This is a genomic window from Musicola keenii (assembly GCF_014855505.1).
In the GTDB taxonomy this organism is placed as follows: domain Bacteria; phylum Pseudomonadota; class Gammaproteobacteria; order Enterobacterales; family Enterobacteriaceae; genus Musicola; species Musicola paradisiaca.
Genome location: NZ_JAAWVW010000001.1, coordinates 140,318 through 157,357 on the forward strand (window position 1 = coordinate 140,318; position 17,040 = coordinate 157,357).

Sequence of the window (17,040 nt, forward strand, 5' to 3'; positions counted from 1 at the left end):
TCCCGTGTGATGCGTTTCTGCATGACCCGGTGATTGGACATGATGTACTGGTGAAATCTGCCGTCGTGAGCGGCGGTGAAATACAACAGGAGTATCAGAGATGTTGGCGGATATCCGTTCACGCTGGCTGTTGCCAGTAATGATGTTTTTTATGGCATTGCAACTGTCTGCCTGTGGCGACAAGGACAAGGAGCAGCGTCAGGCGTTTATTGCGTTTCTGCAAGGGTTGCCGCAGGAAGGGCGGCAACTGCCGGAGCTTTCCGAACCGCAGAAACAGAGCTTTGGCCGCTATACCCAGGATTACGCGGTGTTGACGTCATTCAATCAGCAGTTGAATCAGGTGCTGGCTGATAGTCTGACGCCGATGCTGGACGAAGTGTCGCGTATCCATGTTCCGCAGGATTACATCAACCAGCGCGATAGCGTGCGCCAGACGGTCAGCGCGCTTAACCTGGTGAATCAGCAGGTGCAGAACGCCAAAGCGCAGGCGGAGAATGCCCGCCGTGCATTGAAACAGACGGAAGATCTGCAACCGGTGTTTGACAAGATTTATGGCCGCATCGTGGTTCAGCCCGCCAATGCGATGATAACCGTCGGGCCGGCCAGCGTTGCGTTTGCCCAGATATTGGTGCAAATCGGTGATTATCTGCAGGCGCAGGGCAATCAGGCCATTTTTAACGGCGCCAACGTGCAGTTTCGTACCCAACAGCAGGTTGACCAGTACAACAATATGCTGGCCGAGTTGACGGGACAGCAGCAGAAGCTATTCACGCAATTGAAATCGCAATCGTTGCTGACATTTGCCCGATAACGACAGGTTTGCGGCAGTGATAACGGCGTGAGGGGAGTACCTCACGCCGTTTTTTATGGCATTTTTAACGGTTGGCGCGATGCAGCGCACCGCTGGAAACGTCAGCGCGGGAGGGACAACTGCCGCGAGCTGCCGGCAAACGGAAGACCATGGGTTGCCGGCCCCAATTCCCGTGCTGAAGAGAGGCGGAATACGGAAACTGCATTCGACAGCAACACGGCCTGATCTTCGAGTGAATTGGCCGCTGCCGAGGATTCCTGTACCAGTGCGGCGTTCTGTTGCGTGGAGCTGTCCATGCCCACTATCGCCTGATTGACCTGGGCGATGCCACGGCTCTGTTCGTCGGAGGCCATGGTGATTTCCCCCATGATGTCGTGGACATGCGTGACCGCCGAAACGATGTCATTCATGGTTTTTCCTGCCTTGTGCACCAGTTGCGCACCGTGGGAAACCTGTTCCACCGACGTAGAGATCAGCCCTTCAATTTCCTTGGCCGCCTGCGAACTGCGTTGCGCCAGATTGCGGACTTCGTTAGCGACTACGGCGAATCCGCGGCCTTGTTCACCGGCGCGAGCCGCTTCTACGGCGGCGTTGAGCGCCAGAATGTTGGTCTGGAACGCGATGCCGTTTATCACCGATGTAATTTCTGCAATGCGTTTGGAACTGCCTTCGATTTCGGACATGGTCTGCACCACGTTTTCCACCAGTTTCCCGCCTGACTGCGCCGTCTGCGTGGCATCCAGCACCAGTTTATTGGCGTGATGCGCGTTGTCGGCGTTTTGTTTCACGGTCGCGGTCAGTTGCTCCATGCTGGCGGCGGTTTCTTCTACCGCTGCGGCCTGCGCTTCCGTTCGTGCGGCGAGGTCATTGTTGCCAGTGACGATTTCGCTGGCGGCGGTAGTGATTTGGGTCACTCCCATACGAATATCGTCGATCATGCTGTGCAGATTGGCTTTCATTTTTGCCATAGCGCCGAGCAGCATACCCAGCTCATCGCGGCGTTGGGTTTCCACCGTAACGGTCAGATCGCCTGTTGCGATACGTTCGGCGATATTGACCGTTTGGTTCAGCGGGTGAGTTATCTGGCGGGAGATATACCAGGCTACCAGGACGCCTAGCAGTAGCGTGATTATCGACGTGATGGCTATCTGCCATTCAGCGTCGGCGATATCCTGCTGGGTGGATGTCGTTTCTTCGGTGACGAGCTTATCCACCTCTGACATTAGCTGTTCCGCAACGGCGCCAAGCTGGTTGCCTTGATTCATTTCTTCCTGATAAGCGGGAAGATAAGCCTGCACCCGTGTTTTGTACGTTGATAACGTGGATACCACCGGTGCGAGAATCGCCTGCTGCTCCGGCGACAGGATTTTCACAAACTGATCGGTGCTGCTGCGTGCGTCATCCAGTGCCGCCAGCAATGGTTTTTCAGCGTCACTATTCAATGACAGCAGTAAGCCGCGCACCAGATAGCGAACAGTAACCAGTTTTTGATTTAGTGTTGTCAGTTGCAGTTGTTGGGAGAGATCGCCCGATGCTTTGATCTGTTGTTCCAGTTCTTTGACGGGCTTATCGGCACCCGACAGGTTCCAGCTCTTTCTGACATCGTCTTTTTTAGCAACGGCATCAAGGTAGTTTTTCTGTTTTTCTTTATATTGGCCGATCAGTTTACTGATATTCGCCAATTTTCCGTCATAATCCGACCGCCAGGATTTTGTCTGAATGGAAGAGATTAATTTAATAACGTTATCAATATGTGTGGTGTTTTCCTTCATGCTATCAGGACTGTAATTGGCGCTATAAAGCACACGATAATAACGTGCCTGATTAACCTCATCACTGATTTGATTACTGAAAATAACTTTTTCAAAACGTCCTTTCAGTATTTCAATATAGCGCACGCTGACGCCTGCGATGATGACGGTCAGCAAGAGTACCAGCGCGAAGCCGAATCCTAACTTTTTGCTGACTTTGATATTTTCAAAACTTATAGCCATTTTTTCTTCCACATATGCCGCGTTCATTGAGAGAGGGCTGATAGACTCGTCATACTTCAAGTAGCAGGTAAGTTGGCTTGGTAACTCGAGCATTTCTGGCGTTGGCTTTTTGGGGGCTGCCGTTGCTGCGTTCAAATCTGCTTTCGGCAGATTTGTCGCTCACCCGAATCACTTAGCGCGTCAGATTATCGGGATGTTCCCACTTGCCGTATTACAAGGTGCTCAACGACCCTTATCCTGAAAAACCAATGTCTGACGTCGTTCAATACGCCAGTCGGTTGTCCTGCCGCTTGAATTATTCAGGGTATAGCCGGATCTCCGCCAACCCAAAAGATATTAATGATACTCAATAGCCCGTGATGTTATTTGGTGAGTCTTATCCGCACTAATTTTATGTATCCGCGTAGGATTGATGCTGAATGCTGTCATCCATAAGCCGGAATAGCGTCAGAAATTAATTCGCTCAACGATGGCAAGCTTACAGGTTTTTTGTCTCGGTTATGCGGTGAATAAAATAAAAAAGACCCGGTATAACGGCAGTTATTCCGGGTCTGAGGTATTACGCTAACGTGATAATCAGCGTGAAGTGATTATTTTGTGGCTTCAGCAAAGCGTTTGGCAGCTTCGTCCCAGTTAACGACGTTCCAGAAGGCTTTGATGTAATCCGGGCGACGGTTCTGGTATTTCAGGTAGTAGGCGTGTTCCCAGACATCCAGTGCGACCAACGGGTAGCCGGACGCGCCGGAAATGGCTTCGCCCATCAGCGGGCTGTCCTGATTGGCGGTGGACACCACGGCCAGTTTGCCGTCAGCTTTCAGTACCAGCCAGGCCCAACCAGAACCGAAACGGGTAGCAGCGGCCTGCTCGAATTTTTCCTTGAAGGCGTCAACACTGCCGAAATCGCGTTCAATGGCCGCTTTCAGCTCGCCTTCCAGCGTGGTGCCCAGTTTCAGGCCTTTCCAGAACAGACTGTGGTTGGCATGACCGCCGGCATTGTTGCGCAGGGGGCCTTTTTTATCGGCTGGCAGTTGATCCAGTTTAGTGATCAGCTCTTCAGCGGACAGGCTGGCAAATTCCGGCAGGGATTCCAGCGCGGCGTTGGCATTGTTGACATAAGCCTGGTGATGTTTGGTGTGGTGAATTTCCATCGTCTGCTTGTCGAAATGCGGCTCAAGAGCGTCGTAAGCGTATGGCAGGGATGGCAGTGAATAACTCATGTTTAGCATCTCCATTATGTTGTAATGCGGAATGACCGTTGTTCGGCGCAAGCTTGTTAGCGCCGCGTAAGCATTAGGTTCATTATAGTTAATTAAATGATATTGAAAATGATTATTCGAGGTTGTGGTCAGCGCCTTATGCTCTTTTAGCCCTTGGATGCAAATGCTTATGCCAACAGCCGTCAACCTAACAACAAATCGGTCTAAGCCCGCAGCCGTTGCGGATGCGTATATACCGTGGCGCGACCGGGACGGCAGAAACCGACCAGCGTCAGATTACAGCGTTGAGCGACATCCACCGCCAGCGATGTCGCCGCCGAGACGGCGAAGAGAATCTCAACGCCGCACATAGCGGATTTTTGCACCATCTCATAGCTGGCGCGGCTGGAAACCAGCACTGCGCCTTGCTGCCAGGGCTGGCCGGCGCGCAGGCCCAGCAGTTTATCCAGCGCCACATGGCGGCCCACGTCTTCGCAGCCCCCTTGCAATTGCCCATCCGTCGCGAGCCAGGCGGCGGCGTGGGTCGCGCCGGTGAGTTGCCCTGCCTGCTGCACATTTTTGAGTGCGTGCAACGCATTTTCCAAATAGGAAAGCGAAAAGGTCTGGGTAAAAGGCAGCGGCGAGATCGGTTTACCGATTTCCGCCAGTTGTTCCACGCCGCAGACGCCGCAGCCGGTTCGCCCATCCATTGCCCGACGGCGTTGTTTCAGGCCGGCGAAGCGGCGGGAGGAGAGTTCTATCTGTACTTCGATACCGTTGCATACGGGGACGATGTCCATACCGTAGATTTCTCGCGGTGACTCGATGATGCCTTCCGACAGTGAGAACCCCAGCGCGAATGACTCCAGATCCTTGGGCGTCGCCATCATCACGACATGGGATATCCCGTTATAAACCAGCGCCACCGGCACTTCTTCCGCCAGCCAATCCGGCTGCGCGTATTCGAGGCTGCCCTGATGTCGTACCTGACGTTGGCACGCGCCGGTTGGCGCATCCTGCGAAACGGTGGGCGGGAAATTATCGACGTTGCTGTTCACCCTGATTGTCTGCCTGTCATCGCATAAGTAGGTTGCCGCATTATTTCACCGCAGCCTGGTGGATGCGAACTTTTCTCCCGGAGTTGCGTACCTGCACGCAATCAGAGTAACGAGGTGTAACACTCTGGCTACAAACTGTGCGCTGTGTCGGAGAGTGAAGATTTCACAGTGGAACAGGCTGTTGTAATGGATAACGCGCTGTATATTCTTTAATCACTGTTACTGATTTGTTTTCGCTTTTGTGTCTTCCAGTGTTTTTCACTGTGGTCAGGGCGATCGCAGGCACCCTGATCACATGGTATAGCTGAGCCCCTACACCCTAGGCGGTGTTGCAGGCGGTGCATCACGAAGGAGAACGACATGACCATTGACGCTTCAGGCAGCCGGGTTGCTCCCGGTGAGTATGGATATGCGCTTAATCTGAAGAAACGTTATGACAACTTTATCGGCGGCGCGTGGGTGCCGCCTTCCAGCGGCGAGTATTACCTCAACCTGACGCCAGTGACCGGGTTGCCGCTGTGTGAAGTCGCCAGTTCGAACACCCTTGATATAGATCACGCGCTGGACGCGGCGCATAAAGCCAAAGCCGAATGGGGAGCGATGTCTGCCAGTGCGAGGGCGTTGATTCTTAATCGCATCGCTGATCGTATGGAGGAAAACCTCGAATTGCTGGCCAGCGCTGAAACTTGGGACAACGGCAAGCCCATCCGTGAAACTCTTAATGCCGACGTCCCGTTGGGCATCGATCATTTCCGTTATTTCGCCGCCTGTATTCGTGCGCAGGAAGGGAGTATCAGTGAAATCGATCACGATACCGTGGCCTACCACTTTCACGAGCCGTTGGGTGTGGTAGGGCAGATTATTCCGTGGAACTTCCCGCTGTTGATGGCGTGCTGGAAGTTGGCGCCCGCGCTGGCGGCGGGTAACTGCATTGTGCTTAAGCCCGCCAAACTGACGCCGCTTTCAGTATTGTTGCTGATGGAGTTGATTCAGGATCTGCTGCCGCCGGGCGTTCTCAATGTAGTGAACGGCGCCGGGGGGCAGATCGGCGAATATCTGGCGACTTCTCCGCGTATCGCCAAGGTTGCGTTTACCGGCTCTACCGAAGTCGGCCAGCAGATCATGGGCTATGCCGCCCAGAATGTGATCCCGGTGACACTGGAACTGGGCGGCAAATCGCCGAATATCTTCTTTGCCGATGTGATGGATCGGGAAGACAGCTTTTTCGATAAAGTATTGGAAGGCTTCACGCTGTTTGCTTTCAATCAGGGCGAAGTGTGTACCTGTCCGAGCCGGGCGCTGATTCAGGAGTCCATTTACGAGCGTTTTATGGAGCGAGCCATCAAGCGCGTCGAATCCATTCGCGTGGGCAACCCATTGGACAGCCAGACCATGATGGGGGCGCAGGTTTCGTCCGGCCAATTGGACACCATTCTGAATTACATCGATATCGGCAAGAAAGAGGGGGCACAGGTGCTGAGTGGCGGGCGTCGTAAGGCGCTGCCGGGCGATCTGGCGCAGGGATACTATCTGGAGCCGACCATTCTTTTTGGCCACAACAGTATGCGCGTATTCCAGGAGGAAATTTTCGGCCCGGTGCTGGCCGTGACCACGTTCAAGACCATTGATGAGGCTCTGGAGATCGCTAATGACACCCAGTATGGCCTGGGCGCTGGGGTCTGGAGCCGTAATGCCAACATTGCCTATCGTGTAGGCCGTGGCGTACAGGCTGGTCGTGTGTGGACTAACTGCTACCATGCGTATCCGGCACATGCGGCATTCGGCGGGTACAAACAATCGGGTATTGGCCGGGAAAATCACAAAATGATGCTGGAGCATTATCAGCAGACTAAATGCCTGTTGGTGAGTTACTCGGATAAACCACTCGGCCTGTTCTGACGGGAAGCGTGTTGATTAACAGGGCTGCGTGTGCAGCCCTGTCTGTTTATCGGCAGTGCTGCCGCTGCTGGGCCCGCCGTAGCTGACGGCCGGAAGAGAACCCAGCCATCAACGCGGCTTTTTCCACGCCAACGCCTTGCCTCAGGCGCTGTTGCGCGACGGCGATGCGTAACTGCTCGTGATACTCCCGGACGCTGATACCGGTTTGTTCGCGAAATAGGCGAGTCAAATGGCGGCTACTGACGTGAATACGATCGGCCAGCGCGTCGAGGGGCCAGTCGGCCTCCGGCTCCGCCGACATCAAATCCTGCGCCCGGTGTACCACCGAGTGGATATGGTTACGGTGTTGCAGCCAGGGTGAGAGCTGCTCGTCGCTGCCTGCTCGTCGGAAGTACACCACCATTTCTCGGGCGACCTGCAGCGATTGTTGTGCATCAAGAAAACGGGCGATCAGATGCAGGGTCAGGTCGATGCCGGCGGTGATGCCCGCACTGGTGTAAATGCCGCGATCTTCAATGAAAATCCGGTTCTCTTTTACCAATGCCAGCGGTGCCTGCCGGATCAGCCGTTCCAGTACATCGTGGTGGGTGGTGCATTGGTAGCCATCCAACAGGCCGGCTTGCGCCGCCAGCAGGGTGCCGGAACAGATACAGGCCAGCGTTAGCTGCTGCGCACGCGAGGCTGGTTGCAGCCGACAGAGCCAGCGGCGTGCGATATCAGCTTGCGGTGTCGAAAAATAGTGCTGTGAATCAAAGACGCCGGGAATGATCAGAATCGCGCCTTCGGGGAGCTCATCCGGCAGTGGGGCAAGGTGGCTCAGCGTCATGCCGGTGGAGCATTGCAATTCAGTTTCCGGGCTGACGTAATGCAGCGAAAAGTGGCCGGCCAGCCGTAACGCTTCCGCCGGGCCTGCGACATCCAGCATCAGCACGCCGGGAAGCATCAGGAAATAGACTTGTCGGCTCATGGTTGGGGCTCCTGCTGCATCTGATGATTGCCGCCACAGTGGCGGCAAAGAGTCGCTTCGCCATCACGCGGTCGGCGGATTACGATGTTTGTTCCAGTTCGGCTAGACAGGCGTCCACACTGCGGATGGCGGCGAAGCGATCGATCAATACGGTTTCGGTGCGGTGTTTCAATTCACCGCTACTTAGCGTCAGGCCGTCATGCGTCATTGGGAATGTCAGCGTGGCTTCTGTAACAAACGTTACCCGATAGCCCAGATCGGAGGCAACTCGGGCGGTGGTTTCACAGCACTGTTCGGTACGAATACCGGAAATAATCAGGTGACGGATCTCCTGCTGTTGTAACCAGGTCAACAGGCCTGACTCGGTTAACGCATTATGTACGTGTTTGTGCACCTGGATGTCTGGCCGATGCGTCAAAAAAGACTGACGGACGACATGGCCGGATTCCAGCGAAAAAGGGCCCTGCGATACATGGAAAATGTCCGCAACGGCGACGCCTTGACGTTGGCAGCCATCAATCAATCGCAGCAGAGCCGTCTGAAATACCGGAACATCGCTCTCCGTCCAGAATGGACGGTGTAAAAAAGAGTTTTGTACATCAATGACTAACAATGCTGACTGGGCCATATCGGCTCTCCGGTGGTGATGGTGAGCAGTCATGATGCCGCAGACGAACGGATGACTGAAGGCCAAATCAGGACATGATAGGGCTATATCTGGACGAGTTGCGGGTAACAGCTCGTCCAGCCCATAGCGGAGTTATGACATCATCGGCAGCAGATGATGATAGAGCTGGCGGAAGACGCCGCGTTGTTCACCATAATGTGCGTGGCGCGCCGGATCCGGCATATGGATTTGCTCTATCGGCAGTTCGGGCAGCAGCGTTGCCAACGGCTGATCCGGATTCATCGCGATCTGTGCTAGACGAGCGGCGCCAAGTGCCGGGCCCACATCGCCTCCCGTTCGGTACACCAGCGTTTTACCGCTGATATCCGCCAGCATTTGTCGCCAGTAGGCGCTGCGCGCGCCGCCGCCAATCAGTGTAACGCGCTCAGGTTCAAGCCCGGTCATGTGTAATACATCCATGCCGTCCGCCAACGCGAAACCCACCCCTTCAAGCACCGCCCGGCCTAGCGCGGCACGGCTATGCGAATGTGTCAGCCCCCAGAACGCCCCTTTTGCATGCGGATTGTTGTACGGCGTGCGCTCACCGGACAGATAGGGCAAAAACCAGACTGGGGTTGCCGTTTCGTCCTCGCCGGCTTGTTCCGCTTCGGTCAACAAGGCAGCCACGCTGTCGGCGTGGGTCAGCTTTGCCGCCCAGTCCAGGCAGGATGCCGCACTCAGTATGACCGACATCAGGTGCCAGGTAGCGGGCAGGGCGTGACAGAAACTGTGCACCGCATGCTGAGGATTGCTGCGAAACCCATCGCTGACGGCAAAATAGACGCCGGACGTACCCAGCGACAACATCGCCTGACCGGCCTGATACACACCGACGCCGATCGCGCCAGCCGCGTTATCTCCGCCGCCGGCAACAACCGGGATGGTCTTCATTCCCCAGCGGGCGGCGATATCAGCCCGCAATAACCCGGTGATACTGTTGCCTTCAAACAGCTCGGGCATCTGTTCACGAGTCAGCGCACCGGCGTTGAGCAGTACATCGCTCCAGTCCCTCTTGGCGACATCCAGCCATAGCGTGCCGGCTGCATCCGACATATCGCTGGCGAAACCGTCGGTCATGCGGAAACGCAGGTAATCCTTGGGCAGCAGCACTTTGTCCACCTGCCGGAATATCTCCGGCTCATGCTGTTGCACCCATTTTAACTTGGGAGCGGTAAACCCCGGCATCATCAGATTGCCAGTGATATGTTGGCAATCCGGCGTCAATTGCTCCAGTTCAAGACATTGCAGGGAACTGCGTCCGTCATTCCACAGAATTGCCGGGCGCAGTACCTGTTGTCGCCGATCCAGCAGCGTGGCGCCATGCATCTGGCCGGAGAGCCCGATCGCACGTACCGCGCTAAGATCATGTTGCTTCGCCAACTGTGTCAATACGCCATCGGTCGCCTGCCACCAGTGTTCCGGATCCTGTTCTGACCATAAAGGATGGGGCCGGGATAGGGTCAACGCGGCGTTCTGACTGGCGATGACTTCGCCGTCTTCCCGCAGAAGAACGGCTTTTACGCCTGACGTTCCCAGATCGATACCTATGTACATAACGCCTCACTGTTTGTGTTTGTGCGGTGTTGGCGAGTTCAACCGTAGCCGGATGGCATGCCGAACGGACAACATCAGCCGTACAGATAGCGGTTGACCAGATTCTCCAGCATTTCCTGGCGGCCACTCCGGTGCTGGGGAGCGAGCTGGTGGCGTTCCGCATAGTGCGCCAGCGTTTCCAGCGAGGTATTACCCTGTAGGATCTGTTGGCCCAGTTCACCGTTCCAGCCGGAGTAACGCTGTGCCACCTGCTGACTCAACACGTTATCCTCGATCATGCGCGCTGCCGCTTTCAGCGCCAGCGCCAGCGTGTCCATCGCGCCGATGTGGGCGTGGAACAGATCGTAACGATCGGTGCTTTGGCGGCGCACCTTGGCGTCGAAGTTCAACCCACCGGTGGTGAACCCGCCCGCTTGTAGGATTTCATACAGTACCAGCGCGTTTTCTTCCACGCTGTTAGGGAACTGGTCAGTATCCCAGCCGAGCTGCGGATCGCCGCGGTTGGCGTCCACCGAACCGAAAATGCCGAGCGCGATGGCGGTGGCGATTTCATGGTGAAAGGAGTGGCCCGCCAGTGTCGCGTGATTGGCCTCGATATTGACTTTGATGTCTTTTTCCAGCCCGAACTGTTTCAGGAAACCGTAGACGGTGGCGACGTCATAATCGTACTGGTGCTTGGTGGGTTCCTGCGGTTTGGGTTCGATCAGCAGCGTGCCGCGAAAACCAATCTTGTGTTTATGTTCCACCACCATCTGCATGAAACGGCCGATTTGTTCCCTTTCCTGACGCAGGTCGGTGTTCAGCAGGGTTTCATAGCCTTCGCGTCCTCCCCACAGCACATAGTTTTCTCCTCCCAACTGCAGAGTGGCGTTCATGGCGGTGAAGACTTGCGTCGCCGCCCAGGCGAACACTTCCGGATCCGGATTGGTGGCGGCGCCGGCGGCGTAACGCGGATGGGTGAAGCAGTTGGCGGTGCCCCAGAGCAGCTTGACGCCGGTATCCTGCTGTTTAGCCGCGAGAATATCGGTCATGGCGGCAAAATTGCTGCGATACTCCTGTAACGACCCGCCTTCCGGCGATACATCCACATCATGGAAGCAGTAATAGGGAACTCCCAACTTCTGAAAGAACTCGAACGCAATGTCCGCTTTGGCGCGCGCCAGAGCCAGAGGATCCCCGCTGCATTGCCAGGGGCGGGTAAACGCGCCGGCGCCGAACATATCCGCGCCGTTCCAGCAGAACGTATGCCAGTAACACACCGCGAAGCGCAGGTGGTCAGCCATCCGTTTACCGAGAATGTCCTGTTCGGGATCATAGTGACGGAAAGCTAATGGGTTGCTGCTGCCCTGACCTTCAAAGCGGATTTTTTCTATCTGATCGAAATAAGCGTGCATTCTCATCTCCTTGGAAACTTTCCCGACAGACGGGACACTGCTTAATTATTCGTATCGATATTTGGGCGGCTCAATTACGTTATTTTACACTGGAATTAAGATAATTATTAAATGTGCGCGTGTTCTCAAAAATGAATTAATAAAATTTGCAAACCTGCTCGGAATAGCTACGTGAAAAAACAGAGTTAACAAGCGTAAAATATGACCGCTATCAAAAAATAACAATTAAACTAAAAATCGTAATCAAGGGATAAAAATCAGCAATTGATGCTCTGCACTTTTTGCGTCAACAATTCCGATGACCACGGGATTTACCTGTCAGGGGTTCCCTGCATTCAAATAACGAAAGGTACTCAATGATGAAAGTGAAATACATTTTGCTGTCAGTCTGTGCCGTTATCGCTACGCTGGGTCAGCCGGGATTCGCCAAGGAAGTGAAAATTGGTATGGCGATCGATGATTTAAGGCTTGAACGCTGGCAAAAGGATCGGGATATTTTCGTGCAGAAAGCGGAAACGCAAGGAGCGAAAGTGTTTGTACAATCCGCGAATGGCAATGAGGAGACCCAGATATCGCAAATAGAAAATATGATTAATCGCGGCGTCGATGTGCTGGTTATTATTCCCTATAACGGCAAGGTCTTAAGCAATGTTATTGCAGAGGCTAAACGCGAAGGAATAAAGGTACTGGCTTATGACCGCATGATTAATAATGCGGATATCGATTTTTATATTTCGTTTGATAATGAGAAGGTAGGCGAATTACAGGCCCGATATCTGGTTGATAAAGTGCCTCAGGGAAATTATTTTTTGATGGGCGGATCGCCGGTTGATAATAATGCCAAGCTGTTCCGTGAAGGGCAGATGAAAGTATTAAAACCGTTAATTGATAACGGGAAAATTAACGTGGTCGGCGACCAATGGGTGGACGCCTGGCTACCGGAAAACGCCCTGAAGATCATGGAAAACGCATTGACGGCCAACAGCAATAAGGTCGATGCCGTCGTGGCCTCGAACGACGCTACGGCCGGCGGCGCCATTCAGGCGTTGGCGGCGCAGGGGCTGGCGGGCAAGGTGGCGATCTCCGGTCAGGATGCTGATCTGGCGGCCATCAAGCGAATCGTCGCAGGCACCCAGACCATGACGGTCTACAAACCCATTACCAAACTGGCGCAGGACGCCGCCGATATCGCGATTTCGCTGGGTGAGGGGAAAATGCCCCCGTCGAACGCCACGCTGAATAACGGCAAGAAAGCCGTTCCTTCCTTCTTGTTGACGCCGATCCCCGTGGATAAGAACAACATCGACAGTACCGTAGTCGCTGACGGTTTCCACAAAAAATCGGATGTGTACTGAGGAGGCGTCGCCGTCGATGGCGATGTTGTCCATTGACGGCAGAGACTGCGGGTAAAGAGGGAGTGCATCGTGCCTTGTTTGCTGGAAATGAAAAATATCACCAAGACTTTCGGTGCTGTGAAAGCCGTGGACAACATCAGCCTGCAGCTTGATGTCGGGCAAGTGTTGTCGCTGTGCGGAGAAAACGGTTCCGGCAAGTCTACGTTGATGAAAGTGCTGTGTGCGGTATATCCGCACGGCAGCTATGAAGGCAGCATCCGGTTTGCCGGCGATGAATTGCGGGCTGCGCATATCCGCGACACCGAACAGAAGGGCATCGCCATCATTCATCAGGAACTGGCGCTGGTCAAAGAGATGACGGTGCTGGAGAACGTGTTCCTCGGCAATGAATGGTCGCATTTTGGCGTGATGGACTACGACGCCATGTATCTGCGCTGTCTGAAGATGCTGGAACAGGTAAAGCTGGATGTCGACCCCAACAGCCGCGTGGGCGATCTCGGGCTCGGCCAGCAGCAACTGGTGGAAATTGCCAAAGCGCTCAATAAGCAGGTGCGGTTGCTGGTTCTGGATGAGCCGACGGCATCGCTGACCGAGAAAGAGACCACGGTGCTGTTGAATATCGTGCAGGATCTACGTCACCACGGCATCGCTTGTATCTACATTTCCCACAAGCTGAATGAGGTCAAAGCTATTTCCGACATGATTTGCGTCATTCGCGACGGCAAGCATGTCGGCACTTATCCGGCGGCATCGCTTGGCGAGGAGCAGATCATCGCCATGATGGTCGGCCGTGAGTTAACCGAATTGTACCCCGGTGAACCGCACGATATCGGTGACGAAGTGTTGCGGGTGGAGCACCTGACCGCCTGGCACCCCGTCAACCGCCATATTCGTCGGGTGGATGAGGTGTCGTTTTCGTTACATCGCGGCGAGATCCTGGGGATTGCCGGCCTGGTCGGTGCAGGGCGTACCGAGACAGTACAGTGTGTGTTCGGCGCTTATCCGGGGCGCTGGCAAGGGCGGGTTCTGGTGGAGGGAAAGCCGGTCACTATCCGTCATTGTCGGGACGCCATAGCGCTCGGCATCGCCATGGTGCCGGAAGACCGCAAGAAAGACGGTATTGTGCCGGTAATGAGTGTGGCGCAGAACATTACGCTGGCGGCGCTGGAGCAGTTCAGCGGCGGCGGGTCTGTGCTGGATGATGCGCGAGAGCAGAATTGTGTTCGTGAGTCTATTGCCCATCTCAAGGTGAAAACCGCGTCGCCGGAACTGGCGATTGCCCGTCTGAGCGGCGGCAATCAGCAGAAAGCTATTTTGGCGAAATGTCTGCTGCTGCACCCTAAAATTCTGATTCTGGATGAGCCCACGCGCGGCATCGACATCGGTGCGAAATATGAAATTTATAAACTCATCAATCAATTGGTTAAGCAAGGGATTGCCATCATCGTCATTTCTTCCGAATTGCCCGAAGTATTGGGCTTGAGCGATCGGGTTCTGGTGATGCACCAGGGACGTATCCGGGCTGATCTGCCTAATCGAGGGTTAACGCAGGAACAGGTCATGGAAGCCGCGCTGAGGAGTGAGCATCATGCTGAAAACGTCGCTGTCTGAACGGTCGAGCGCCCTGGCCGCGCCTCGCCGCGCCAAAAATTTTCATCTGCAGGTCTACGTGATGATTGCAGCGGTCGTGGCCATCGGGCTGTTCTTTACGTTGATGACCGATGGGGCCTATTTGAGCGCCCGTAATATTTCCAACCTGCTGCGCCAGACGGCTATCACCGGCATTCTGGCGGTAGGCATGGTTTTCGTCATTATTTCCGCCGAGATCGATCTGTCGGTCGGTTCAATGATGGGGTTGCTGGGGGGGGCGGCGGCGATCTTCGATGTCTGGTTTGGCTGGCCGCTGCCATTGACTATCGTTGTCACGCTGTTGCTGGGATTGTTGTTGGGGGCGTGGAATGGCTGGTGGGTCGCTTATCGTCGGGTGCCGTCTTTTATCGTGACGCTGGCGGGGATGCTGGCATTTCGCGGCGTGCTGATCGGTGTGACTAACGGCACCACGGTGTCTCCCACATCGCCCGCCATGTCCCGGATTGGCCAGAGTTATCTGCCGGATGGCGTCGGTTTCCTGTTCGGTGTGTTGGGGTTGCTGCTGTTTGTCGCATGGCAGTGGCGCCAGAGACGCAGCCGTCAGCATCTGGGGTTGCCGGTGGCTTCGTCATCCGCCGACGTCGGCCGTCAGGCGCTGATGGCGGCTGTTGTGTTGGGCGCTATCTATTTACTCAACGATTATCGTGGTGTGCCCACGCCGGTCTTGCTGTTGACATTGATTATGCTGGCGGGTGTTTTTATGGCGGCTCGTACTGCGTTCGGACGCCGGATTTATGCGGTGGGGGGTAATCTGGATGCGGCGCGGTTGTCCGGCATCAATGTTGAGCGCACCAAGCTGGCGGTATTCGCCATCAATGGGTTGCTAGTGGCGGTGGCCGGTCTGGTGCTCAGCTCCCGTCTCGGCGCTGGGTCGCCATCGGCGGGGAATATTGCCGAACTGGATGCCATCGCCGCCTGCGTTATCGGCGGAACCAGCCTGGCCGGCGGCGTCGGCAGCGTAGCCGGCGCGGTGATGGGGGCCTTTATCATGGCATCGCTGGATAATGGAATGAGCATGTTGGATGTGCCCACGTTCTGGCAGTACATCGTGAAGGGCGGCATTTTATTGCTGGCGGTATGGATGGATACCGCCACTAAGCGTAAAGCCTGAGACACATTCGCGATGTGGACGGGCGGCGCGATCCATCGGGTGCTCGAGGCGCTTCGCAAAATGGGGAAATTCATTTTCTGGCCGTAAGCAGGCTGTGTTATGCAGGAAGGCTCCGCTCGGATGAGATGCATCGCATGTTTGAGAAGCGCTATCGAATTACGCTGTTGTTCAATGCCAACAAGGTTTACGACCGGCAGGTCGTGGAAGGCGTGGGGGAGTACCTGCAGGCTTCGCAGTGTGATTGGGACATTTTTATCGAAGAGGATTTTCGCTGTCGTCTGGAAAACATCGGCGATTGGCTCGGTGATGGCGTGATCGCCGATTTCGACGATCGAGACATTATCCGCCGGCTGGCCGATGTCTCGGTGCCGCTGGTGGGGGTTGGCGGTTCTTATCATAATCCTGCGGATTATCCGCCGGTGCACTATATCGCCACCGATAACCACGCGCTGGTGGAAAGCGCGTTTATGCATCTGAAACAAAAAGGGATTCACCGTTTCGCCTTTTACGGTTTACCGGCTGAGGCGGGCAAGGGATGGGCGCAGGAACGGGAGTATGCCTTCCGACAGCTGGTGGCGGCGGAACAGTATCAAGGCGTGGTTTATCAGGGAATGGAAACGTTGCCGGATAACTGGCAGTACGCGCAGAACCGTCTGGCTGATTGGGTGCAGACACTGCCGCCGCAGACCGGCATTATCGCTGTGACGGATGCCAGGGCTCGCCATCTGCTGCAGGTTTGCGAGCATCTGAATATCCCGGTGCCGGAAAAGTTGTGCGTCATCGGTATCGATAACGAAGAGTTGACGCGCTACCTGTCGCGGGTGGCATTGTCTTCCGTAGTGCAGGGAACGCGCCAGATGGGGTATCGGGCCGCGAAGCTGCTGCATCAACTGCTGTTGGCGTCACAGCCGTTGCCGTTACAGCGGATTCTGGTGCCGCCGATGAGGGTGGCGGAACGCCGCTCTACGGACTACCGTTCGGTGCATGATCCGGCGGTGATTCAGGCGCTGCATTTCATTCGTCATCACGCCTGCCGCGGCATCAAGGTGGAGCAGGTGCTGGATGCGGTTGGCCTTTCCCGTTCCAATCTGGAGAAGCGCGTTAAGGATGAAACCAACCAGACGATTCACGGCATCATTCATAGAGAAAAACGGGATCGCGCCCGTAATCTGCTGGTTTCTACGTCGTTGTCCGTCAATGAAATTTCGACAATGTGCGGTTATCCGTCGCTGCCGTATTTTTATTCCGTGTTTAAGAAAGACTACGGTATGACGCCAAAAGAGTATCGGGAACGGTATGGCGAAGGGGATTACAGTGACTGATGTCGCCTGGCAACGTGACTGAAAGGCTGCATGGCCATGCAGCCTTGGAAGAGGGTATCTGA

The 17,040-nt window shown here is 55.2% G+C and carries 13 protein-coding genes; 6 read left to right on the forward strand and 7 right to left on the reverse strand.

Translation table 11 applies throughout. The annotated features are described in order from the left end of the window. Window positions 1–100: 100 nt before the first annotated feature. The gene (locus tag HEP82_RS00615) at window positions 101–811 is read left to right on the forward strand and encodes a DUF3053 domain-containing protein (protein WP_192456316.1); all 711 of its coding nucleotides are present in this window, start codon (window positions 101–103) and stop codon (window positions 809–811) included. Between the two features lie 101 nt (window positions 812–912). On the opposite strand, the gene HEP82_RS00620 is transcribed toward HEP82_RS00615, so the two are convergent. The 3 genes from HEP82_RS00620 to fdhD all read right to left on the reverse strand — a co-directional run bounded on the left by HEP82_RS00620 (window position 913) and on the right by fdhD (window position 5,059). Beyond that, window positions 913–2,805, reverse strand: coding sequence for a methyl-accepting chemotaxis protein (locus HEP82_RS00620; protein ID WP_192456317.1), 1,893 nt, complete (start codon window positions 2,803–2,805; stop codon window positions 913–915). A 590-nt stretch (window positions 2,806–3,395) separates the two neighbouring features. Then, entirely contained in the window at window positions 3,396–4,022 is a 627-nt protein-coding gene (gene sodA, locus HEP82_RS00625; protein WP_192456318.1) for a superoxide dismutase [Mn], read from the reverse strand. A gap of 203 nt (window positions 4,023–4,225) precedes the next feature. Further along, window positions 4,226–5,059: a formate dehydrogenase accessory sulfurtransferase FdhD gene (fdhD, locus tag HEP82_RS00630; RefSeq protein WP_192456319.1), complete on the reverse strand. Its 834-nt coding sequence runs from the start codon at window positions 5,057–5,059 to the stop codon at window positions 4,226–4,228. 360 nt (window positions 5,060–5,419) lie between these two features. Between fdhD and exaC the strand changes: the two genes are divergently transcribed. Then, on the forward strand, window positions 5,420–6,958 hold the full coding sequence (exaC, locus tag HEP82_RS00635) for an acetaldehyde dehydrogenase ExaC (protein WP_192456320.1): 1,539 nt from the start codon (window positions 5,420–5,422) through the stop codon (window positions 6,956–6,958). 46 nt (window positions 6,959–7,004) lie between these two features. Here the strand turns inward: exaC and HEP82_RS00640 are convergent, their stop codons facing one another. From HEP82_RS00640 to xylA, 4 genes are all read right to left on the reverse strand, one after another. Next, complete coding sequence (locus HEP82_RS00640) at window positions 7,005–7,925, reverse strand: GlxA family transcriptional regulator (RefSeq protein WP_192456321.1); 921 nt, start codon at window positions 7,923–7,925, stop codon at window positions 7,005–7,007. Window positions 7,926–8,004: 79 nt separating this feature from the next. Next, the gene (locus HEP82_RS00645) at window positions 8,005–8,553 is read right to left on the reverse strand and encodes an isochorismatase family protein (RefSeq protein ID WP_192456322.1); all 549 of its coding nucleotides are present in this window, start codon (window positions 8,551–8,553) and stop codon (window positions 8,005–8,007) included. A 132-nt stretch (window positions 8,554–8,685) separates the two neighbouring features. Next, the gene (gene xylB / locus HEP82_RS00650; protein WP_192456323.1) at window positions 8,686–10,146 is read right to left on the reverse strand and encodes a xylulokinase; all 1,461 of its coding nucleotides are present in this window, start codon (window positions 10,144–10,146) and stop codon (window positions 8,686–8,688) included. 74 nt (window positions 10,147–10,220) lie between these two features. Next, window positions 10,221–11,540 carry a xylose isomerase gene (gene xylA / locus HEP82_RS00655; RefSeq protein ID WP_192456324.1) on the reverse strand — a complete coding sequence of 440 codons (1,320 nt, stop codon included), beginning with the start codon at window positions 11,538–11,540 and terminating at the stop codon, window positions 10,221–10,223. Window positions 11,541–11,899: 359 nt separating this feature from the next. Between xylA and xylF the strand changes: the two genes are divergently transcribed. The 4 genes from xylF to xylR all read left to right on the forward strand — a co-directional run bounded on the left by xylF (window position 11,900) and on the right by xylR (window position 16,978). Beyond that, window positions 11,900–12,895 (forward strand): D-xylose ABC transporter substrate-binding protein, encoded by a 996-nt coding sequence (gene xylF, locus HEP82_RS00660; protein WP_192456600.1) that lies wholly within the window; start codon window positions 11,900–11,902, stop codon window positions 12,893–12,895. 69 nt (window positions 12,896–12,964) lie between these two features. Next, window positions 12,965–14,506, forward strand: a complete 1,542-nt coding sequence (locus HEP82_RS00665) for a xylose ABC transporter ATP-binding protein (RefSeq protein ID WP_192456325.1) — start codon at window positions 12,965–12,967, stop codon at window positions 14,504–14,506. Next, window positions 14,484–15,656 carry a xylose ABC transporter permease XylH gene (xylH, locus tag HEP82_RS00670; RefSeq protein WP_192456326.1) on the forward strand — a complete coding sequence of 391 codons (1,173 nt, stop codon included), beginning with the start codon at window positions 14,484–14,486 and terminating at the stop codon, window positions 15,654–15,656. Before HEP82_RS00665 ends, xylH begins: the two co-directional genes overlap by 23 nt. Window positions 15,657–15,790: 134 nt before the next feature. Further along, entirely contained in the window at window positions 15,791–16,978 is a 1,188-nt protein-coding gene (gene xylR / locus HEP82_RS00675) for a D-xylose utilization transcriptional activator XylR (protein WP_192456327.1), read from the forward strand. Window positions 16,979–17,040: the final 62 nt, after the last annotated feature.